Origin of the sequence: uncultured Murdochiella sp., assembly GCF_902488755.1 — a bacterium.
Classification (GTDB): Bacteria; Bacillota; Clostridia; order Tissierellales; family Peptoniphilaceae; genus Murdochiella.
Window position 1 is genome coordinate 1 of record NZ_CABTXF010000004.1, and the last position, 21,872, is coordinate 21,872.

The window sequence follows — 21,872 nt, forward strand, 5'->3', positions numbered from 1 at the left end:
CGTCAAATTGATGCTTCGAAGTTTGAGCGCCGTGAAGCCGCTCCAAAAGCAAAACAGCCGAAGCAGCCACGTGAACGCCGTAAACCGCAAGCGTTGCTCAATTTTGACCAGAGCGACGACATTGGAACGAATTTGGGCGACCTGATTGCTGCGCAGATGAACTTAGTCGAAGAATCTCCGCTGGAAGAATCGGAACAAAAGGAAGAAAAGAGCAACACTACGGCGCAGATCGGTGATCTGGTGCATGAGTCGGCAGAAGAAAAATCGGAAGAAGCTGCCGAAGAAAAGCCGGAAGAATAATCTTTGATCCATCTTAAAAAGAGACCTTTCGCGGAAAGGTCTCTTTTTTTTGCGCGCTCTTTGATACAATAGCTTAGAACGCAGAGGAGAGATATGAAGTATAAAATTATTACACATGGTTGCCAGATGAATGAACATGATTCCGAGCGTATGGCGTATCTGATGGAAACGATGGGCTATCAGGCTACGGAAAAGACCGACGAAGCGGATTTCATTGCGATGAATACCTGTCTTGTACGCGAAAATGCGGAACAGAAGGTCTTTGGGCAAATCGGGGCATTAAAAAAATGGAAGACAGATCGCCCAAATAGAATATTAGCGTTATGCGGCTGCATGACGCAAACCGGCAGTGCGAAGGATGTCATTTTACAATCCTACCCACAGGTAGATCTGATTTTTGGCACACATAATATTGCTCGATTGCCGCAACTTGTTGAACAGGTGAAAGAAACCGGAGAGCGAATCGTGGATATATCCTCATACGAGGAAGACCGCGATGCGCTTTATGTGCGCAACGATTCTGCATTCGCGTATGTGAATATTATGACCGGTTGCAATAATTTTTGCTCCTATTGCATCGTGCCCTATGCACGAGGCAGAGAAAAGAGTCGTCCATCAGAAGAAATACTTGCTGAAGTGCGCACGCTTGCGGATAGGGGATACCGGGAGATTATGCTCCTTGGTCAGAATGTGAACTCCTATTCCGATGGCAACATGGACTTTCCGACGTTGCTTGCCAAAGTAGCTGAAATTAACGGTATATTGCGAGTTCGCTTTATGTCTTCGCATCCCAAAGATTTATCCGATCGTCTGATTGCTGTTATGGCGGAGCATCCTACAATTGAACGTCATTTTCATCTTCCGTTGCAATCCGGATCAAACAAAGTTCTTCGGGAAATGAATCGTCATTATACCCGTGAACACTATTTGGATTTGGCGAGTCGTTTGCGTCAGGCCATGCCGGATATTGCGCTGTCAACGGATATTATCGTGGGTTTTCCGGGCGAGACGGAAGAAGACCACGCGCAGACGCTTGCTCTTTGCCGTGAAGTCGAGTTTACGACTGCTTTTACCTTTCTGTATTCACCGCGGCCGGGTACAAAAGCGTATGAACGAAGCGATCATATCGACGAACAAACGAAAAGCCGCCGTTTTCAGGAATTGCTGGATGTTTTGTATCCTATTTTTAATCGAAAGAATCGTTTGGCGATCGGGGATACTGTACAAGTGCTGATTGAAAGTATCAGCAAAACAGATGCGACACGCTTGTCGGGCCGTGATGCGCAGGGACGACTTGTCCACATTCACGGCGATCATTCTCTTATAGGGAAAATGATTCCGGTTCGCATCCAGGAGGCAAACTCCTTTTCCCTCTTCGGGGAACGGGTTGAGTAACATATTTCGACTATAATAAAGAAAAGATATTCGCGTTTTCGAACACGATGCATAGAAGAGAGGGACTATGGTCTGGGAAAACATTGATCGGTCAAAGCTATCGCCGATGATGCAGCATTATGTGCAAATTAAAGAACAACATCCTGACTGCCTTATTCTGTATCGTTTAGGTGATTTTTACGAGCTATTCTTTGACGATGCACTCGTTGGTTCCCGCATCCTTGAACTCACGCTTACCGGTCGTGATTGCGGTCTTGATGAACGCTGTCCTATGGCAGGCGTTCCGCATCACGTAGTGGATAGCTACACAGCAAAACTCGTTCGCGCCGGATACAAAGTATGTCTCGTAGAACAGATGGAAGATCCACGTGAAGCGGTTGGACTGGTTAAGCGTGGCATTACGCGCATCATAACGCCGGGCACAGTGACCGATGCGGATAATCTGGAACGGTCGGAACATAATTATCTTCTATTGGTCTATAGTTACCATCAAACACTGGGTCTATGTTATGCAGATCTCTCAACAGGTCGCCTTGAAGCGACAGAAATTGCGCCCGTAGAACGTTTTGCGCTGACGGTTTTGGACTGGGTGGAATCTCTGCAACCTGCCGAAGTGATTCTCTTAGACGATGAAGAAAATCAGGAAATTAATGATTCCATTCACGAATATCTTTCGGGAAAAAAGGTTTTTCTTTCTCGACAGAATCGCGGACATATTCATATTCGCGATCTCCATGAGGGATTACGTGACCGGCTTCCCGGCGGCATTCCTTCGATTTTTCGTCGTCATTTGGTTGCGCAGATTGCACTCTATGCACTTTTAGAAACCGTATATGCCTACCAGAATAAACCTCTTGAACACCTGTCCAGTGTTAGCTGGGTGACGCCACGCCGCTATCTGCGCATGAATGCTGCCACGCGTGAAAATCTGGAGTTAATACGCAATTTAGAGGATGCAACAAGACGGCATACGCTTCTCTCTGTTCTGGACCGTACTAAAACCGCCATGGGTTCGCGAAAATTAGCCGATTGGATTGCCTTTCCTCTTGTAGATAAAAAAGCTATTGAAGCGCGGCAAAATGTGGTTGAACTGTTTACTCATGAACTCTCAACTCGCTTTACCCTTCGTGAGGCTTTAGAAAATGTCTATGATTTGGAACGCCTTCTGAGCAAACTGAGCTTTCGCCGTGGAAATGCCCGTGATTTGCTTCGTTTTGCACAGTCGCTTTCCACACTTCCACGGATTATTTCCACGCTTTCTTCGCAGAAGAACGATTGTGTCAGCCTTCTGTTGGAAGGGCTGGATCCACTGACAAGTCTTCGTGCGCATATTCTCGAAGCCATTGTCGAAGAACCGCCCATCTCGGTCAACGAAGGAAATATGATTCGAGATGGATACAGTAAAGAACTTGACGCACTCAAATGTGGCGGGGAAGAAGCCCGTTTAGCCCTTGTTGCCTACGAGGAGCAGGAACGGGAACGCAGCGGTATTCGCAATCTTCGTATTGTATATCGTAAAAATCAAGGTTATTTCTTGGAGGTGACCCGTTCGAATCTGGATAAAATACCGGAGGATTACCAACGTCGACAAACCTTAAAAAATGCAGAGCGTTATACTACACCATACTTGGAAATGCAAGCCAATCGTATTATCGGTTCCTCTGCACAGATAGAAGCTATGGAATTTGCTTTATTTCAGGCTTTACGCGATGAGGTCGCCGCAGAGGCTGTACGGATTCAGCGCGTCGCGGATACGCTTGCCGACCTGGATGCTTTACTCTCTCTTTCCCAAGTGGCAGATGAGCAGGCGTATGTTCGTCCCATTTTTGTGACAGAACAAGAACCGATACATATCGTGGACGGGCGTCATCCGGTGGTTTCCGCACAACCGGATGTGGATTTCATTGCCAATGATTTGCATATCGGAGAAGACAACAATCGCATTCAGGTGATTACCGGTCCGAATATGGCAGGAAAATCTACCTATATTCGGCAGAATGCGCTGCTTATTATTATGGCACAGATGGGGTCTTTTGTGCCGGCCAAGTCTTGCCACTTGCCTATTGTGGATCAGATTTTTACGCGTATCGGCGCAAGGGATCACTTAGCCAAAGGTGAATCCACATTTATGGTGGAAATGAAAGAAATGGCAGATATTCTTCATGAAGCGAGCGCACAGAGTTTTCTCGTTTTAGATGAAGTCGGCAGAGGAACGAGTACTAATGACGGACTCTCCATCGCCTGTGCGATTCTGGAGTACTTATCACAATCTCTTCCTGCCAAAACCCTGTTTGCTACGCACTATCATGAATTAACTACCCTTGCAGACAGCCTACCGAATCTTTCCAATCGTCGCGTGCAAATTGAAGAAGAGGACGGACGGTTGGTCTTTTTGCATCGTGTAGAGGCAGGTGCCGCAGATCGCAGTTACGGCATTGAGGTGGCTCGCCTCTCCGGTATGCCGGAGGAAATTCTTACACGCGCGGAAGAACTTCTATTCCATTTGGACCGGCAAGGAACACCTTCCATCGACGAGGGAGATGTGCCCATTTCTGCCGCCACCTTGTTTGCAAAGGACGCTTCTTCCTTACCAATTGCACCCAAGATAGAAAAAAAGAAAGAAGAGAACACGCTCATTCGGAAATTGAAAGAGCTGGACATTAACACGCTTTCCCCGATGGAGGCGTTTATGGAATTAGATGCCTTAATTCGTGAGGCTAAACAGGAAGGAACGTCATCATGATTCGCCAATTGGATGAAGAAACGATCAAACGTATCGCTGCCGGGGAAGTCATTGAACGTCCCGTGTCCGTGGTGAAGGAACTCGTGGAAAATGCGGTGGATGCCGGAGCGGACGAAATTCAGGTGCAAATTCGAGACGGAGGAAGGACACTTATTTCCGTTTCGGATAACGGTTGCGGTATCGCCAAAGAGGAGATGGAGACCGCTTTTTTACCACACGCTACATCGAAAATCACCTCCTTTTCAGATCTGTATCAACTTCATTCTCTCGGCTTTCGTGGAGAAGCACTGGCTTCCATCGTTGCGGTGGCCAATGTCGAAGCGCAATCCAAAACTGCCGAGGAAGAGACTGGTCATGCGCTTTATTATGAACAGGGAAAAATAACAGAGCGAAAATCCGTTGCTATGGCAAGAGGAACGCGTATTGTTGTCTCGCATTTATTTTCCGATATTCCCGTTCGTCGCACATTCCTAAAAAGCGATGTTGCAGAGAGTAATGCCGTATCGCGTTATCTCTATACCATGGCAATTGGTCATCCGGAGATTTCTTTTCGGTTTTATCGTGATGAGAAACGCATCCTGCAAACAGGAAAGGAGCAGACCTTAGAGGAAACTCTTTTAGTGCTCTACGGTCGAAGCTATCATGAAGCCCTTGTTCCGGTTAAAGGGGATGGAATGTATCGTCTAACCGGGGTCATTGGCAACAACACCTACTATCGCGCAAATCGGCAGATGCAATTTCTTTATGTCAACGGTCGCGCCATTATGGCTGATGCGATACGGGAAAGCGTGGAATCCTGTTATCGTGCAATGATTCCCAATGGACGTTTTCCGGCTTTTCAGCTTTTTCTGGAAACGGATCCGGAAAATATAGATGTCAATGTTCATCCCAATAAAATGACGATCCATTTTACCGATATGGACGGACTGCAAAAGATGGTGCATCAAGCTGTGCAAGAAGCACTGTATCGCAAGCCTTCGCTTCCCGGAGAGGAAAAAAACGATCTCTTTTCTTCTCCGGAAGAAAGTTATCGTCGCATTCTTGCGCAATATGCTTGGACGAGTCCTACAAAGCCGATTCCGTCGAATACGAATGCGCTTCCTCAAGAAGCGGAAGAAAGCGAACCCGATCTTACTATCGAAGAAGAATGCGATACGGTGTCGGAAGAAGAGAAACACTTTCGCCCGGACGACGAGAATAAACAAATGCAAACCGAGAATCGAGAGACATCGTCTTCTATAGCGACACAGGATGCTTACCTTCCTGAACAGTCGTGTTTTCTTTCTTCGGAAAATACGAAAGATAAACAACTTTTGCCGCCTTTTACCGCTCTTCGTTATTTGGGTAACCTCTTCCATGTATTCCTTCTTTTTGAAGAACGAGGTAAAGACGGTCTGCTTATTATTGACCAACACGCGGCGCATGAACGAATTAATTATGAGCGCTTCGTCAAGCAGGCGACAACGGCAACCATTGTTCAGCAACGTCTGGTAAAACCCCTTGTCGTGCCGTTAACGGATGAGCAAGAAGTCCTCTTTTCGTCTCGACATAAGGTGCTTGTTGATCTTGGCTTTGATGTAGCGTTGTTCGGCGAAGGGCGTGTTGTGCTTCGTGCGGTACCGACTCTGTTTCGCTGTGCGAATGAAGCACAGCTTCTCTTAGATTTGTTGGACTTGCCTGTTGATAACGCGGAAGATTATGATCAACTGCTCGATCAAATGGCGATGAAAGCCTGCAAAGCTTCCGTAAAGCAGGGGGATAGGCTAAGCGATGCGGAAGTGCTTTCTCTTTATGAACAACTGTGTCTCTGTCGTTATCCGTTAACCTGTCCGCACGGTCGTCCGACTGTTATTCGACGCGAAAAAAAGGATTTTGAAAAATGGTTCATGCGGATAAAATAACTTCCCTAAAGCAGGAAAAAAAACGAATCTTTATTGTCGGTCCCACGGGTGTGGGGAAGAGTGCATTAGCCCTTCACCTGGCAAAAGATCTGCAAGGGGAGATTCTTTCGCTGGATTCTATGCAAATCTATCGAGGGATGGATATCGGAACGGCTAAAGCGACCATCGAAGAACAGCATATCGTCCCACATCATTTACTGGATATTGCAGAGCCGAGTGAACGGTATACGGTTGCGGATTATCAACGAGACGCAGAAAAAGCAGAGGACAAAGTTTTCGCACGAGGTAAACTTCCTATTTTTGTTGGCGGCACAGGGCTTTATCTGAATGCGCTTCTTATGAATTATCAATTTAGCGGCATGGATACGACTTCTTCATGGCGTAGCGTATTAGAAGAAGAATATCGAAAAGATCAGGGCATTGCTCTTTATCAGGAGCTAACCCTTCATGATCCGGAAACCGCAAAACGACTAACGCCGAACGATAAACCTCGCCTTTTGCGAGCAGTAGAAATACTACGACGAACCGGACAAGCTCCGTCTCTTCTTCGTCGTGACCGAGAAAATGAAACTTGGAAGAGCTTAGTCTTGGTTCTTTCCCTTCCACGAGAACAACTATATGAGGCAATCAATGCCCGTGTACTGCGCATGGTGGACGCCGGTCTTGCTCGGGAAGTTCATGCCCTGATTCATCAGGGTGTTCCGCCGGAGTCACAGGCTATGCGCGCCATTGGCTACCGTGAATACGTGTGGTATTTTCGCGGCTTACTTACTGAAGAAGAAACGATTCGTCTTATTCAACGCGCTTCTCGTCAATACGCGAAGCGGCAATATACGTGGTATAGAAAGACGAAGGAAGCTCTGTGGATAGAGGAAGAAAATCCTAAAAAGCGTATAGAACGGGCAAAACAGGAAATTCTTGCCTTTCTCAACGTAAAGCAATGATGGTTATGATAGAAGAAGGAAAAGACGATGAATAATCAATGTTATCAACGCTATTATGCGCTTCATCCGGAAACGCTACAGCGTATTGATCACGCAGAAGAACAACTTGCAAATCGTTTTTCTGCTCTGGACGCGCTGCGCAGCGCCAATCAACTTAAAGTATTACATGCCATGCAACAAAATGGCCTTAGTCAATCGGACTTTTACTCACCGACCGGATATGGTTACGGCGATACCGGCAGGGAAAAAACGGAACGTATTTTCCGCGATGTTTTTTGCGCAGAGGATGCTCTTGTGCGCGCTGGAATCACCTCCGGAACGCATGCCATCGCTACCGCTCTCTATGCGCTAACCAAAAGCGGCGATACGCTGTTAGCGGTTACCGGACATCCTTATGATACGCTGCAATCCGTCATTGGCATTAAAGGGAGCGAAATAGGAACACTACAAGAACGGGGTGTACACTACGAAATGTTGCCGCTAAAAAAGGACAAGATCGATCTCGCGTCACTTCCCGATGCGCTTTCTTGTCATCCGCATCTTGTGTTATTGCAGCGCTCCACGGGATATACAGATCGTCGCGCTTTTACCGTGGAAGAACTGGGTGAGGCGATTTCGCTAATTAAAAAACATTCTCCCGAATCCATCGTTTTTGTGGACAACTGTTACGGAGAATTTACGCAGGAAAAAGAGCCGTTAGAAGTGGGAGCTGATATCATTGCCGGATCCCTGATTAAAAATCCGGGTGGTGGAATTGCCATAAGCGGCGGTTATCTTGCCGGTAAAAAGGAACTTGTTACCCGCTGTCGAAATCATCTCGTTGCTCCGGGACTGGGTGACGATACCGGATTAAGCTTTGGTACTACTCGACTCACTTTACAAGGATTATTCTTTGCTCCGCATGTCACGATAGAAGCTTTAAAAGGTGCGCTTCTATTTTCGAAAGTCTATGAAGCGTTAGGCTATTCCTGTTTGCCTTCTTCAACAGATCCGCGAAGCGATATAATTGAGGCGATAACACTCCGTGATGGGGAGAAAGTTAAGGCTTTTTGTCGAGCTGTCCAACAAGCGGCAAGCGTAGGGGCAGACGTGGTTCCTCTTCCGTGGGATATGCCCGGATACAGCGATCCGGTTGTGATGGCTTCGGGCGGATTTATTGACGGCTCTTCCATTGAAGTTAGTGCAGACGGGCCGATGCGTGAGCCATATATTGTCTACTATCAGGGAGGCGTGGTTTATGAGCAAGCAAAATTAGCATGTTTACTAAGTGTAGAAGCGTTGACACAATCCGAAAAGAAGTCGCATTAAAAGTTCTATACAAATAAGGTAGCAAAGAAGGGGAACGGTCAATCTGACCGATATTCGCCCCTTCTTTTTTTTAATATTGCTTGACAACGAACAAATGTTCTTTTATACTATGGTCATAAAGAACAAATGTTCGTTGCAGGAGGGCTTATGAAACACACTGTAATTATTCACCCAAAACGCTTTTATACCTTTGTCATTCTTTGCATCCTACTCATGGCACTGGGGCTTACTTTTATATTCAGCTTCCTTTCCGAAAAATCCTCTTCCGCGGCTTCGTTGAAGCAGGAGGAAACGATCGTCGTCAGGGCAGGGGATACGGTTTGGCATTTAGCAGAACCGGTGGCAAAACGAAATGGAAAAGATATTCGTGATATTGTGCGCGAAATATATCGCATAAATCAGCTGGGGTCATCCGGTATTCATCCAGGACAGACCCTATGTATTCCACTACGCTAAACGTCGTAGTAATTAACCCTTGAATCCAGAAACAGAAACGAGGAGCCAATGCTCCTCGTTTTTCTATGTTTTTTCAGAAACGACAACAATGTCTGTTATAATACTCAAAGATAACGTTATCATCATTCTTGAGGAGGAGTCCATGGCGCAAACAGTAATCGAAATGAGCCATATTACCAAAACCTTCCCCGGTGTCGTTGCCAACAGCGACGTTTCCATCGCCTTGCATAAAGGAGAAATCCTCGCTCTTCTTGGCGAAAACGGAGCAGGAAAATCCACATTGATGTCCATTCTTTTTGGATTGTACGAAGCAGACAGCGGAGACATTTTGGTCAATGGTGAACCGACGAAAATCAAAGACCCAAATGATGCCACGCGCTACGGCATCGGTATGGTGCATCAACACTTTAAGTTAGTCCCGAATTTTACGGTTTTGGAGAATGTTGTTCTCGGCGTAGAGACGACAAAGATGGGCTTTTTGCAAATGCAAGAAGCGCGAAAACGCGTGATGGCGCTTTCGGAACGCTATCATTTTCAGATTGATCCGGACGATAAGATTGAGGATATTTCCGTCGGGCAGCAACAACGCGTAGAAATCATCAAAATGCTTTATCGCGACAACGATATTCTGATTTTTGACGAACCGACAGCCGTTCTTACTCCCCAGGAGATTGATGAGCTTCTGGAAATCATGAAAACTCTGGTACGTGAAGGAAAGTCGATTATTTTCATTACGCACAAGCTAAATGAAATTAAAGCGGTTGCCGACACGGTCACTGTATTGCGCAAAGGAAAAGTCGTGGACACGGTTTCCGTAAAGGCGGTCAGCGTGGAAGAAATGAGTCGCATGATGGTGGGGCATAAAGTCAATCTTTCCTTTACGCTGGAGCCAAAGCCGTTGGGCGAAACGGTGCTTAAGGTGCGTGATTTAACGCTCGATCATCCGAGAGAAGGGCAGAAGACGCTCTCCCATGTCAATCTTAACGTGCGTAGAGGCGAAATTGTGTGCATTGCCGGAGTGGATGGCAATGGGCAGTCCGAATTCGTGTATGCATTAACAGGCCTTATTGATAACGTGCATGGTTCCATTGTCCTAAACGGCGAAGAAGTACTCGATCGTTCTATTCGCTATCGAAATACGCATGGCATGGCGCATGTTCCGGAGGATCGTCATCGCTATGGCTTGGTACTGGATTATGATCTGGGACAGAATCTTGTTCTGCAAAATTACTTTGAAGCCCCCTTCCAAAAAGGAGGCTGGATCCAATTTGAAGAAACGGATCAATATGCACAATCGTTAATTGGCATGTATGATGTGCGCGCCGGTCGAGGCGCTCGTACTGTTGCGCGATCCATGTCCGGCGGAAATCAGCAAAAGGCCATTGTTGCTCGTGAAATGGAACGTGCTCATGATCTCTTAATCGCCGTTCAACCTACGCGTGGTCTTGATGTCGGCGCTATTTCTTACATTCATCAGCAGATTATTGCCGAGCGTGATGAGGGAAAGGGCGTATTACTGGTCTCTTTTGAGTTGAGCGAAGTTTTGGGCATTTCCGATCGTATTTTGGTCATGCACCATGGCGAAATTGTTGCGGAGTTGACGCCGAAGGAGACGACGGAAGAAGAACTGGGGCTTTACATGTCCGGAGCCAAACGCATGGAGGTGCACTATGAAGACTAAGCGACCGGGCTTGCAAAAAGCGCTGCCCTCATTCATTGCCATACTCATCGGATTGGCGGTCGGTATTGGCATCATTATTTTTACTAACCCTTCTGTAGCGGGGGAGGCAATTCCGGATTTCTTCCGCGGTCCATTTTTGAACGGTATGGCCGGCGTAGGAAATCTGTTTTACTACGCAACGCCACTGTTAATGACCGGTCTTGCTGTTGGTTTTGCCTTTCAGACTGGGCTGTTTAATATCGGTGCATCCGGACAGTTTTTATTAGGCGGTTTTATGGTTATTCTTCTATGCAATCGCCTTGAACGCTACGTCCCTGCCTTCGTCATGTGGCCTATGGCACTTTTCATCTCTGCTCTTGCCGGCGCTTTTCTCGGTGCCATCGTTGGATTGCTTAAAGCGTATCGTAATGTCAACGAGGTTATTACGTGCATCATGCTCAACTACACTACCATGTATCTCGTTAACGATTTGATTAAACGCCTGAACATTTATAATCTGTTCCGCAACACCACGGTGGCAATTAATACCGCCGTACCGCGTTTTGGCTTTGATGTGCTATTTCCAGGTACATTTGCCGGTGGAGGTTTTCTCATTGGTGTCGCGATGGTCATTCTTCTTCATTTGATTCTGAAGAAGACGACGTTCGGCTTTGAAATGCAGGCGGTGGGACTTAATCGTCATGCGGCAAAATACGCCGGAATCAATGAAAACGCCAGCATCATTAAATCCATGGCGATTTCCGGTGCGATGGCAGGGCTTGGCGGGGGATTGTTCTATCTCTCCGGCGCAGGTACCGCTATTGCTGTTGCGGATGTCCTGCCCCAACAAGGTTTTGATGGAATCGCTGTCGCGCTTCTCGGACTCAGTGAGCCTATCGGAATTCTGTTTTCGGCGTTGTTCTTTTCTTATCTCAATATGGGAGGACAAGCCATTCAAACGCTTGGCTATGCTCCGGAATTAATTACCATCATCATTTCCTTTATTCTCTACGTTTCGGCACTATCCATTCTGTTCCGTCGCCTACTCAGTCGTCGAAGCGGTGAGGACAATGATGGGGGAAAGCCTGAACAACCAGTACACAAAAAGGAGGAAAGCAAATAATGGATATTTTGGTATTTATCTTTCAGCAAATGCTGAATTTTGCTGTTCCTCTTTTAGTCGTTGCGCTGGCCGCCATGTTCTCAGAACGCAGCGGGGTAATCAATATTGGTCTCGAAGGTATCATGGTTATGGGTGCATTCGCTGGAACTCTCTTTCTACACTTTGCAAACGAAAGCGGTCAGGAAGTTACCTTGCTTCACCTTTGGATAGCCATTGTGATAGCCATTCTCGCAGGCACGGCGTATTCCGCCTTTCATGCTTTTGCCTCAATCAATATGTTTGCGGATCAAACCATTTCCGGTACAGCCATTAACATGTTCGCGGGCGCATTCGCCATTTTTATCGCTCGTTCCTTAATTGGCATTCAGCAAATTTCGTTTACCGGTCAATTTATGATTTCCAAAGTACCGGTTTTAGGCGAAATTCCCTTAATTGGGCCCATCCTCTTTCAAAACGTGTACGTTACAACGTATCTTGTTTTGGCGATTTGGGTAGCATCCACCGTTTTGCTCTATAAGACTTCCTTTGGACTGCGTCTTCGCTCCGCCGGTGAATTTCCACAAGCAACAGATGCCGCCGGCATCTCCGTTGCACGTATCCGCTGGGCAGGAGTTCTGCTTTCCGGAGCGCTTGGCGGACTGGGTGGCTTAGCCTACATCCTTCCCGTGTCCACAGAGTTTAATGGCACCGTGGCAGGATACGGATTTTTAGCCATTGCTGTCTTAATCTTTGGGCAATGGAACCCGATTTCGATTGGTCTTGCCGCCTTTTTCTTTGGGCTGCTGAAAGCACTTTCATCCATTTACTCTGGAATTCCTTTCCTGTACAACTTGGGTATTCCGCAATTCGTCTATCAGATATTGCCATATGTGATTACGATTCTATTACTGGCGTTTACGAGTAAAAAAACACGCGCACCGGCAGCCGAAGGCAAGCCGTTTGATAAAGGGCAACGCTAAGGTCTCCGGTTCGGCGGTTGTATTAAAAACATATTTCGTTTACACTACTATTACGAAATAGGGGAAACGAAATTTGTTTGAACAAGGTTGAAGAAAGAAGGAGATACGATGAAAAAGTTGGTTACGTTTTTGAGTACACTTTTCGTTTTGGCGCTCGTTCTTACCGCTTGCGGCGGCAAGAATACCAATTCGGAAGAAAGCCTTACTTCTATGGAAGACGCCTCTGCAACGACAAGCGAGGAGACATCCCAAGCAACGGGTGAAGTCAAGTATGATGATAATTCGCTTTATCTGATTACCGACTTGGGCACCATTGATGACAAATCCTTTAACCAAGGGTCCTTTGAAGGACTTAAACAGTTTGCAGAGGAAATCGGCGTAAAAGCAAACTATTTGCGTCCGCAGGATCAGGGCGACCAGGTCTATCTGCAAGCCATCGAACAAGCGATTCAAAAAGGTGCCAAAATTGTGGTAACCCCTGGATTTCTGTTTGAAACCGCCGTTGGCATTGCCCAAAAAGAACATCCGGATGTGCAGTTTATCGCTGTGGACTTTGAGCCCAAACGTGTCGTCGAAGGAAAAACAAATGAAGACGGTTCTCCGGTAACGGAAACCTACTTCGAGAAAAACACGGCTTCCATCCTTTTCCGTGAACAGGAATCGGGTTTCTTAGCTGGCTATGCAGCGGTTAAAGACGGTTATACCAAACTTGGTTTTGCGGGCGGTCTTGCCGTTCCGGCAGTAGTACGCTACGGCTTTGGATTTATCGCCGGTGCAGACTATGCGGCGAAAGAAATGAATACGAAAGTAGAAATGATGTACAACTACACCGGTTCCTTCACTGCGAAGCCGGAAATTCAGACGCTCGCTGCGACATGGTATAAGAACGGAACTGAAATCATCTTCTCCTGCGGCGGTGGTATCGCTTCTTCTGTCCTTAAGGCGGCACAGGATAACAACGGCAAGATGATCGGCGTTGACGTAGATCAAAAAGATATGGGCGAACAGGTCATTACCTCGGCGATGAAGAACCTGCAGAGCGCTGTATATCAGACCTGCAAAACCATTGTATCCGGCGAATTCAAAGGCGGCGAAGTAACACGCCTCTCCGCTGCAGAAAACGGCGTTCAGATTTCGGATGATTTCTCTCGCTTTAAGCAATTCAAAGAAGACGAATATAAAGCCATCTTTGAAAAAATCCAAAAGGATGAAGACGGCATTGCGAAAAACATGCCGGAAATTGATCCGAGCCTGAGCTTCACCGAAATGGGTGATCCGACGTTAATCATGAAGCCGTACACGAATATTACGCTAAATTACGTCAAATAAGTGCGATGTTTCCCATCGAATAACAAAAAGGGGATGCCTGATGGCATCCCCTTTTTTCTTCTGTTTTAGCACAAAAAAAGGTCTCTTACGAGACCAAAATGCAGGTGAAGGGATTTGAACCCCCACGAGATTGCTCCCACTAGTCCCTGAAACTAGCGCGTCTGCCGTTCCGCCACACCTGCGAACAACATGGCTATTATACGTGAATCTTTTATTCCTCGCAAGTCTTTTCGAAAAACTTTCTTACAGCCGTGACGGATTCCCATCGTACCCCTATGCTATAATAGCGGAGAGAAACAAAGGAGAGAGCATGGAAAGCACGCAAGGTTTAGCAGAGAACAATCCAATAGCCATTACTCATCCCTTGGCAGAGGATGCATATAATAAAATGATTTTTGATCTTGCTCTATATGCTGGCGTGATTTTGATGGAGAATGGGGCAGAGACCTATCGTGTGGAAGATACCGTGGAACGCATTTTAAGCCTAAGCACACATCGTTCCATGGACGTCATCGCTCTTCTTACAGGACTCTATGTCACGCTCACTTTTGATGACCATTCTTTTCTTACGGCGGTGCGTCGCATTAAAAATCGTACATTCCGTTTAGATCGTATTCGCGATGTGAACACCATTTCCCGTCGGTTGGCAAAGAATGATTTATCGGTAGAAGATGCCTATCTCACGCTTAAGGCATTAGCTGATAATCACGATTCCATACGTTTTTCGAAGATGTATCATGCCATTGCTGCAGCAGGCTTCGCGTTGATGTCCGGAGCGAATTTGATGGAAAGTCTTTTTGCCGGATTGGCGGCAAGCAGTATTCTTCTCACCAACAAAATTGTGCGAAATCGTCTTGGCGGTAGCTTTGTACCTTCTTTTTTACAGGCATTTGTCATGATTTTTGTCTTAGGGCTTTCTGTGCGTTTTTTTCCGGTTCTACGCATTGACCGGATGGCAATCGGTGCACTAATCAGCCTTTTCCCCGGGACAACACTGACCAATGGGATACGCGATACCATGCGCGCGGATTATTTAACCGGTGTCGGCAACCTTCTTGCGGCGATAATCTCCAGTATGGCGCTTGCGGTCGGCACGTTCTTTGCCTTAACGCTAACAGGAGGGTTCTTTTTATGAGTCCTACCGCTACGGGAATGGTTTCCTTATTTTTCAACCCATTGAATGACCCACTTTGGCTTAAATACGTGATGCAGGGATTGGGCGCTTTTCTGGCGGTATTCGCTTTTACCATCATGCTTGGCGCAGGGAAGAAAATAGCTCTTTTTAATTCGGCAGTATCGTTTATCAGTTGGGATACTTATGCTCTTTTTCTGGATTTCGGCTGGACCAATTTCTCCGCTACGTTTCTCGCAACGCTCGTGGTTGCTATTTCGGCGCAGATTGGTGCCCGCTGGTATCGAACACCGGTCACGATGATTATTATTCCTTCCTTGTATCCTTTGGTTCCTGGTGCACTCATATACCGTTGTGTAAATGCCTTTTTCTATGAACGCATGGATCAAGCGAGCGTATATGCCATACAGACGTTTATTATGGCGGCTTCCATCGCGCTTGGCGTTTTTCTGATAGAAACCGTTGTGACCTTATTAAAACAGCTGAAAAAGAACAAAACATCATAGAACGAAGGAGGAAACTATGGAACAATCCATCACGTATCGTTATGATACACAGCTTCTCATCGAGGGAGAAAATCTTGACGAGGACAGCATCAATGACTATTTTGTAGAACATTTTGACGGGGACTGCCTGTTGGCAGTAGGAGATGAGAACCTGATTAAGATTCACTATCACACGAATGAGCCTTGGAAAGTGTTGGCATACTGCCGCACATTGGGAGAAATCTTTGACATCGTCGTAGAAGACATGGATCGGCAATCTCGCGGATTAAAAGGGTAATCGTCGATAGAAAGAAAAAGCGCATCAAACAATTTATTCGTTCGGTGCGCTTTTTTTATCGTTTAGCGAAAGATGCGCAAGGGGATTACGAGCAACGGCTTCACGCGCCATCGCATCTTCCACATGCGTATAAATCTGCGTCGTCTGTAGGGATTCGTGCCCCAGAATGCGCTGCAGGGTACGAATGTCCACCCCTTCGCGATACATGAGTGTAGCAGCGGTATGGCGCAGTTTATGCGTTGAGTAGATTGAGACATCAAATCCCGCCTCACGCAAAAGGCCCTCTATGCGGTGTTGTACGGCGCGTGGGGAGATGCGCCGATGATGCGTCGAGAGAAAAAGAGCTTCTTCGCCCGGCACAATGGGTCGCTTTGCGAGATATGCGCGAATAGCGGCTTCGCTGGATTCTGTCAGGTATATCAGTCGTTCTTTATTTCCCTTTCCCACAACATGAAATCGTCCTTCTCTAAGAGAGGTAACATTTAGACCGCAAAGCTCACTTAATCGCATTCCCGTGGTTAGAAACGTGACGACAATGGCGACATCCCGTGTGCGAAAGAAGGGATTCTCCTCTTTTGCCGCCGCTTCAATGAGCGTAAGGGCTTCCTCCAGCGTCAGATAGACGGGATGGCGTTTTTTTCGTTTAGGTGTAGTCAGTTTTTCTGCCGGATTCTTTTCAAAATACTCTTGAATGTTCACTAAATACTTAAAAAAGGAACGAATGGCGGAAGACATGCGGGCGCGACGACTTCCGGAAAGTCCTTCCTCTTGTTCGGAATAGGCTAAAAAGGCTAATAAATCGTTAATATCGACCGATTGCAGGAGGGCAACATCGACCGACGAAATATCAACCAATTCCAGAGGCGCTTTCCGTGCCGCACCATTGCCATGGCGACGTACATGAAAGCGCAAAAAGCGTACCAGATCGTATTGATACTCCCGAATCGTACGAGGCGATAGACCACGCACTGTTTTTATGTAGTTGATATAGTCCTCTAAAATAATCGGTAACTCCATGCCTTCCCCCTCAGGAAAATTGCAAACCCAACATCTACATAATATAATACAAAAAGGTTACATTGGCATCAATGCAGGATGATTCCTATTGGCGTTTTCTTTTGTAACGCCTGATGAATGGAGAATAAAATGAGTTTACACCAAGAGGCGGCTGCTATTTGCCGCAAACTCGGGGATGATGTATTAAGTAGTATCGGGCACGTGGTTGTCGGAAAAGAAGTACCGGCAAAAAAAATGTTGATTTGTCTTTTAGCCGGAGGACACGTTCTTCTGGAAGATGTTCCGGGCATCGGTAAAACAACGCTCGTTCATGCGCTGGCAAAGTCCGTTCGTTTAGATTTTCAGCGTATACAATTTACACCGGATTTGATGCCCTCTGATGTTACCGGTTTTAACATGTATAATCCGAAAACGGCAGAATTTGAATTCCGCGAAGGCGCCGTTAATACACAAATTCTATTAGCCGATGAAATCAATCGTTCGTCACCGCGTACGCAATCCGCTCTGCTGGAAGCCATGCAGGAGGGACAGGTGACCGTTGAAGGCGTTACGTATCCGTTGCCGAAGCCGTTCATGGTTATGGCGACGCAAAACCCCGTAGAAAACGTCGGAACCTATCCTTTGCCGGAAGCCCAAATGGATCGTTTTATGATGCGTATTTCCATTGGTTATCCCTCCGTAGAAGAAGAAATGGAAATTATCTCCACGAATGCGATGCGTCGCATTCAGAAAGATGTGAATGTAGTCGCCGAAAAAGAGGTGATTAGCTGGTTGCGTGAACAGATTCCGCAAGTGGAGGTGACGGAAGAAGTCAAACGCTACATGCTCGACATTACACGGAAAACGCGCGAAGAAGATCTCATCGAATTGGGAGTGAGTCCGCGTGCCGGACAAATGCTATTCTCTGCCGCCCAGACGCTGGCTCTGCTCAATGGTCGTTCCTACGTTGTGCCCGAAGATGTACAGGCGCTTGTTCATGATGTTTTGGATCATCGCATCATCTTAAAGCCCCAAAGTCGCGGTCGAGGTATAACAACACACGAAGTCATTGCCGACATTGTAAATAATACGGTGGTTCCCCGATGAAAGGCGTTCGCCTGCGTTTCTTCTTCTGGCTGATGGGAGCGGTGGGTCTGTTTCTTCTTGCCAATACGAAATTGCGCCCGTTTCCGCATATTCTCTTTCTCTTTTGGCTGCTTTTGCCGCTTCTTTCCGTAACATTCAGCTATATTTCCGGACGGCATATCTCCCGAAAGGAAGAGCTGAATCCGCTGCGCTTGCAGCATGGGGAAGAGGGGGAATGGATTTTAGAATTGCGCAATGATTCGTCCTTGCTACCGTTTTTTCTGCATTTTCCCTTTCCTTCTCCACAAGGGAAATCAACGACGGAAGTGATGATTGCCCCGGGTGAAGTGAAACGCTTATCCTTTCCGTTCACAGCGCCGTACACAGGAACGTACACCTTTTCCTCCGGAGAGCCTATTTTTGAGGACTTGCTTGGCTTTTTCAAATTGCAGTTTTCCGGGCGTGGTACGCGCACAGCGGAGTGCTTTGCTCTGCCGCAAAGAGTAGCTGGTATGTCCTTCCTGCGTGCTTCCGATGAAGAAGAGGGGAGTGTTTTGGAACGTCGCTCCTTGACGATGGTCACCGATGACCTGTTTTCAGTTGATCCGATTCAGCAAGGAGAACCACTCTCGCATACCCACTGGAAATTGAGTAGTCGTCTGCAAAAATGGATGATTAAGCATTATTCCGACGTACAACAGCAACCGATTCGTCTCATAGTGGACGTAAAACCCGTTTCCTATGATGGTGCCGCTCGTTTTATTGGTACAAAGACGAAGATGGATCCCGCGGTCGAAGACGAACTTGCTTTGCGTACGGCATTTTTAGACCGTTTTTATACGATGGCGCTCACCTTCTTGGAAAACGGTGTTTTTATTGATGCCGGTGATCGCTATTCCCATCTTATTCATCTTCAATCCGCTGCAGAGGCGGAATCCTTAGGCGTCTGGATTGCGCATTTACCTTTTTCCGGTATTCCGCAACCATGGCGTCTGAGTCAAACGCCGGATCGTCGGCAATTCATTTGGATACAGGTGATTGATGAGGCGACACTGGGCAGTCTTTTACAGTATGAACGCTTAGGCATCGATTTTCTCATCTTTAGTGAACGTGCGCAGCAAACCCAAGAAATACTTTCCGCTTTATCCCGTTCGAGTCTGAATGTATATTGGCTCGATGAGGAAGGCCAGGAGTGATATGAAACGAATAAATCAACAAGAACATATTCAGATGCTGCAAGCCTGGTTGACGACGAGCTTATTTGCCATGGTCATCAGCCATTTTACGTTGCTTTTGCTTGGTCAAAATGAAGGTTCCTTGTTCACCAAGGTTCTCTTTTACCTTGGTCTTGTTTTGGCATTCATTCTTGCCTTACGCTTCTGGAAAATTACACTCGGCGCGGCAGGCGTTCTCCTTGTTTGCGTAGTAGCACAACGCTTGCTTCATCAATCCTCAACGATGCCCATTGTAGGAGCCGATTGGTGGAGTACAATTTGGCACGGTACAAAAGTAGCATTTCGCTGGGCAATAACACTGAATGCAGAAAAGGGACCCATGCCGCCTCTATTTCTGCCTTTGTTCTCCATTGTTGTGGCATTTCTCTCCGTACTTTCCAATTGGGCGCTTCCGATTCCGATTCTCAATATGTTTTTTTTGGTTGCGCCGCTTTTTTATCTTGACCATCTGACAGATGACCCTTTCTGGTTGCTCTGGTTGATGGCTGGACTGTTTTGCGTGTACGCTTCTTACGCATTTCGTCAGGATCCGCAACATCGGGATCAACGTCCGCCACTCTTTTTTGCGGCGGTTCTTCTCGCCGCAACAATGGTTTTGCAGCTAATTCTTCCGCCGAAACTCTTTTTTCATGAATCTATTTCGCAGCGTCTTCGCCAAATTATGCCTGCGCAAACGGGCACCGAAATATCGACGTTCTCTTTGGCGGATCTTGGCTTTTATCCGCAGGGAAAACTTCGTATTGGCGGACCGGTTACGCTGAAAAATACACCTTATCTCACTATTCATGCGGAAGCACCGGCATTCTATTTGCGCGGCTCTTCTTTTGATGCCTTTGATGGAAAAAGCTGGTCGCTTTCCACGCCGCAAACGCTCCTTCCGCTGCATTTTTCCGAACAATATTATGATGAATTTGATTCCCAGCAGGCGAAAACGTTCTGGTTTGCCAATGTTGCTTCACGCGATACGGCCATTCAAACAGGACTCTTTCGTCCTACATTCTACTTTTTGAAGGCGTATAATCCGACGCGCATTGTATTTCATGGTGGCAAGCCGGCATCCGTGGTTCATCTGAAAAGCGAAGTTCCTGTAGGAACCGACACGCAAAAGCTGCTGAAAAACTATAATGCCGGTACAGCGTTCTTTTATAGTCCTTCCGGCATGATTGCCGCTGCCTCGGATTATAATGATTACGGCATCGTAAATCTCGACTTTGTCCCTCTCGTAGCCAACTATTGGAATAAACAGGTGCAGGAGAGTATCAATCCGGTCAAAGGAAGGGGAGAGCAAAAGTATCGAGATCTGGTACGCTCTCGCGACCCTGAATTAGCTGCAATTCTTTATGATAATGACAACAAGGATTTTTCTGCCTTAGTTCAGAAAATGCGGGCGCATTTTGAAGCGAAGTATCACTATCGCTTGGATGTGGATGAAATAGAAGATCAAACCGGTTTCCTTGACTATTTTTTAACAAATAAAGAAGGCTACTGTGTATACTTTGCTACAGCGTATAGTGTTCTTCTAAAAGATATTGGTTACAGCACACGATATGCAGAAGGTTTCATCGTTCCACAAGCGAAGGACACAAGCTCAAAAATTACCGCACGACAATTATCGGCAAAACAAGCGCACGCGTGGACAGAAATCTATTTGGATTCTATGGGATGGATTCCTATTGAAGCCACGCCGTCTGCGCATTTGTCGGAAATTAGCGGCTTAAATGAGAATACCGCGCAGAAAACGCAACCTGAATTTGTTCCGCCAACCGAATTGGATGTGATGGAACCACAGGTATCCGCATCGGAAAATACAGAAGAAGTTTCCTCAGAGAGTGCCTCCTCGTCAGAGAGTTCTGTTGCCGAATCCTCCGCTATAGAAAAATCATCCTCTGCTTCGCAGGAATCGACTCCCGCGGATACGATGGAGCAATCTTCCATAGGATCGGACAATGCGAAGGTCACAGAACCGCCTATAAGCGATGCAAAATCGAAAATAGGTATGATTCTATGGCTTAGTGCTATATTGTCCGTAATCGCGCTTTTAGTCGCAATACGAGCATTTCGTCAATATCAGACATGGAAACAACGCCTAAAAGACAGCAATTTGACCTTAGCCGGTCAAAATCCCATGGAACGCTTCCACATGATATGGCACCATATCCATCGCTTAGCAAAACAAAATGAAATTGATCTTGCACCAAGTGACACCTTACGTGATTTGGTATTCGCGCTAAGCAAGATAGATGATATGGTAGCAATGCAGAAGCAAGAATGGATTACCGCTCTTGAAGCCGTTCGCTATGGTCAGCAGGAACCGAGCGAAGAAATGTTACACCTGTTGCATCAGATGTATGTCATGCTGACGATGCAATATAAGAATAAAACATCCCGGTGGAAATGGTTCGCAAAGGATGTCTGGTCAGTAAAAGGAAGACCGTGGCAGTAAACGAACGGCACAATACAATCATAGCAACCAACAGGAAAAACAGAGGTGGAAACGCCTCTGTTTTTATTTGGCAAGAAAC

At 46.6% G+C, this 21,872-nt stretch carries 18 protein-coding genes and 1 tRNA gene; 17 read left to right on the plus strand and 2 right to left on the minus strand.

What is annotated here, in order from left to right:
- From RDL68_RS00805 to RDL68_RS00855, 11 genes are all read left to right on the plus strand, one after another.
- Nucleotides 1–300, plus strand: a 300-nt coding sequence (locus RDL68_RS00805) for a hypothetical protein (protein WP_308539765.1), incomplete at its 5' end; no start/stop codon positions are given.
- A gap of 93 nt (nt 301–393) precedes the next feature.
- On the plus strand, nt 394–1,695 hold the full coding sequence (miaB, locus tag RDL68_RS00810; protein WP_308539766.1) for a tRNA (N6-isopentenyl adenosine(37)-C2)-methylthiotransferase MiaB: 1,302 nt from the start codon (nt 394–396) through the stop codon (nt 1,693–1,695).
- A gap of 67 nt (nt 1,696–1,762) precedes the next feature.
- Nucleotides 1,763–4,438, plus strand: coding sequence for a DNA mismatch repair protein MutS (mutS, locus tag RDL68_RS00815; RefSeq protein ID WP_308539767.1), 2,676 nt, complete (start codon nt 1,763–1,765; stop codon nt 4,436–4,438).
- Nucleotides 4,435–6,339, plus strand: a complete 1,905-nt coding sequence (gene mutL, locus RDL68_RS00820) for a DNA mismatch repair endonuclease MutL (protein WP_308539768.1) — start codon at nt 4,435–4,437, stop codon at nt 6,337–6,339. Before mutS ends, mutL begins: the two co-directional genes overlap by 4 nt.
- Nucleotides 6,318–7,283 (plus strand): tRNA (adenosine(37)-N6)-dimethylallyltransferase MiaA, encoded by a 966-nt coding sequence (gene miaA / locus RDL68_RS00825; protein WP_308539769.1) that lies wholly within the window; start codon nt 6,318–6,320, stop codon nt 7,281–7,283. The genes mutL and miaA overlap by 22 nt, the downstream gene beginning before the upstream one ends.
- A 27-nt stretch (nt 7,284–7,310) precedes the next feature.
- Nucleotides 7,311–8,591, plus strand: a complete 1,281-nt coding sequence (locus tag RDL68_RS00830) for a methionine gamma-lyase family protein (RefSeq protein ID WP_308539770.1) — start codon at nt 7,311–7,313, stop codon at nt 8,589–8,591.
- 147 nt (nt 8,592–8,738) lie between these two features.
- Nucleotides 8,739–9,047, plus strand: a complete 309-nt coding sequence (locus RDL68_RS00835; protein ID WP_308539771.1) for a LysM peptidoglycan-binding domain-containing protein — start codon at nt 8,739–8,741, stop codon at nt 9,045–9,047.
- Between the two features lie 142 nt (nt 9,048–9,189).
- Nucleotides 9,190–10,728, plus strand: coding sequence for an ABC transporter ATP-binding protein (locus tag RDL68_RS00840; RefSeq protein WP_308539772.1), 1,539 nt, complete (start codon nt 9,190–9,192; stop codon nt 10,726–10,728).
- Nucleotides 10,718–11,830, plus strand: a complete 1,113-nt coding sequence (locus tag RDL68_RS00845; protein WP_308539773.1) for an ABC transporter permease — start codon at nt 10,718–10,720, stop codon at nt 11,828–11,830. Before RDL68_RS00840 ends, RDL68_RS00845 begins: the two co-directional genes overlap by 11 nt.
- Nucleotides 11,830–12,789 (plus strand): ABC transporter permease, encoded by a 960-nt coding sequence (locus RDL68_RS00850; RefSeq protein ID WP_308539774.1) that lies wholly within the window; start codon nt 11,830–11,832, stop codon nt 12,787–12,789. The genes RDL68_RS00845 and RDL68_RS00850 overlap by 1 nt, the downstream gene beginning before the upstream one ends.
- A gap of 108 nt (nt 12,790–12,897) precedes the next feature.
- Nucleotides 12,898–14,118 carry a BMP family ABC transporter substrate-binding protein gene (locus tag RDL68_RS00855; RefSeq protein WP_308539775.1) on the plus strand — a complete coding sequence of 407 codons (1,221 nt, stop codon included), beginning with the start codon at nt 12,898–12,900 and terminating at the stop codon, nt 14,116–14,118.
- Between the two features lie 99 nt (nt 14,119–14,217).
- Here RDL68_RS00855 and RDL68_RS00860 read toward each other — a convergent pair.
- Nucleotides 14,218–14,300, minus strand: a tRNA-Leu gene (locus RDL68_RS00860).
- Nucleotides 14,301–14,428: 128 nt separating this feature from the next.
- Between RDL68_RS00860 and RDL68_RS00865 the strand changes: the two genes are divergently transcribed.
- The 3 genes from RDL68_RS00865 to RDL68_RS00875 are packed head-to-tail and all read left to right on the plus strand — an operon-like array spanning nt 14,429 to nt 16,033.
- Complete coding sequence (locus tag RDL68_RS00865; RefSeq protein WP_308539776.1) at nt 14,429–15,253, plus strand: threonine/serine exporter family protein; 825 nt, start codon at nt 14,429–14,431, stop codon at nt 15,251–15,253.
- Nucleotides 15,250–15,756 carry a threonine/serine exporter family protein gene (locus RDL68_RS00870; protein ID WP_308539777.1) on the plus strand — a complete coding sequence of 169 codons (507 nt, stop codon included), beginning with the start codon at nt 15,250–15,252 and terminating at the stop codon, nt 15,754–15,756. The genes RDL68_RS00865 and RDL68_RS00870 overlap by 4 nt, the downstream gene beginning before the upstream one ends.
- Before the next feature lie 16 nt (nt 15,757–15,772).
- A complete protein-coding gene (locus RDL68_RS00875) occupies nt 15,773–16,033 on the plus strand; it encodes a kinase to dihydroxyacetone kinase (RefSeq protein ID WP_308539778.1) in 261 nt (86 codons plus the stop codon).
- 33 nt (nt 16,034–16,066) lie between these two features.
- Here RDL68_RS00875 and RDL68_RS00880 read toward each other — a convergent pair whose 3' ends face one another.
- Nucleotides 16,067–17,050, minus strand: coding sequence for a tyrosine recombinase XerC (locus tag RDL68_RS00880; protein ID WP_308539779.1), 984 nt, complete (start codon nt 17,048–17,050; stop codon nt 16,067–16,069).
- Nucleotides 17,051–17,179: 129 nt separating this feature from the next.
- Between RDL68_RS00880 and RDL68_RS00885 the strand changes: the two genes are divergently transcribed.
- The 3 genes from RDL68_RS00885 to RDL68_RS00895 are packed head-to-tail and all read left to right on the plus strand — an operon-like array spanning nt 17,180 to nt 21,793.
- Nucleotides 17,180–18,136 (plus strand): MoxR family ATPase, encoded by a 957-nt coding sequence (locus RDL68_RS00885; protein ID WP_308539780.1) that lies wholly within the window; start codon nt 17,180–17,182, stop codon nt 18,134–18,136.
- Nucleotides 18,133–19,311, plus strand: coding sequence for a DUF58 domain-containing protein (locus RDL68_RS00890; RefSeq protein ID WP_308539781.1), 1,179 nt, complete (start codon nt 18,133–18,135; stop codon nt 19,309–19,311). The genes RDL68_RS00885 and RDL68_RS00890 overlap by 4 nt, the downstream gene beginning before the upstream one ends.
- 1 nt (nt 19,312) lies before the next feature.
- Nucleotides 19,313–21,793: a transglutaminase domain-containing protein gene (locus RDL68_RS00895; RefSeq protein ID WP_308539782.1), complete on the plus strand. Its 2,481-nt coding sequence runs from the start codon at nt 19,313–19,315 to the stop codon at nt 21,791–21,793.
- The last annotated feature ends 79 nt before the right edge of the window (nt 21,794–21,872 follow it).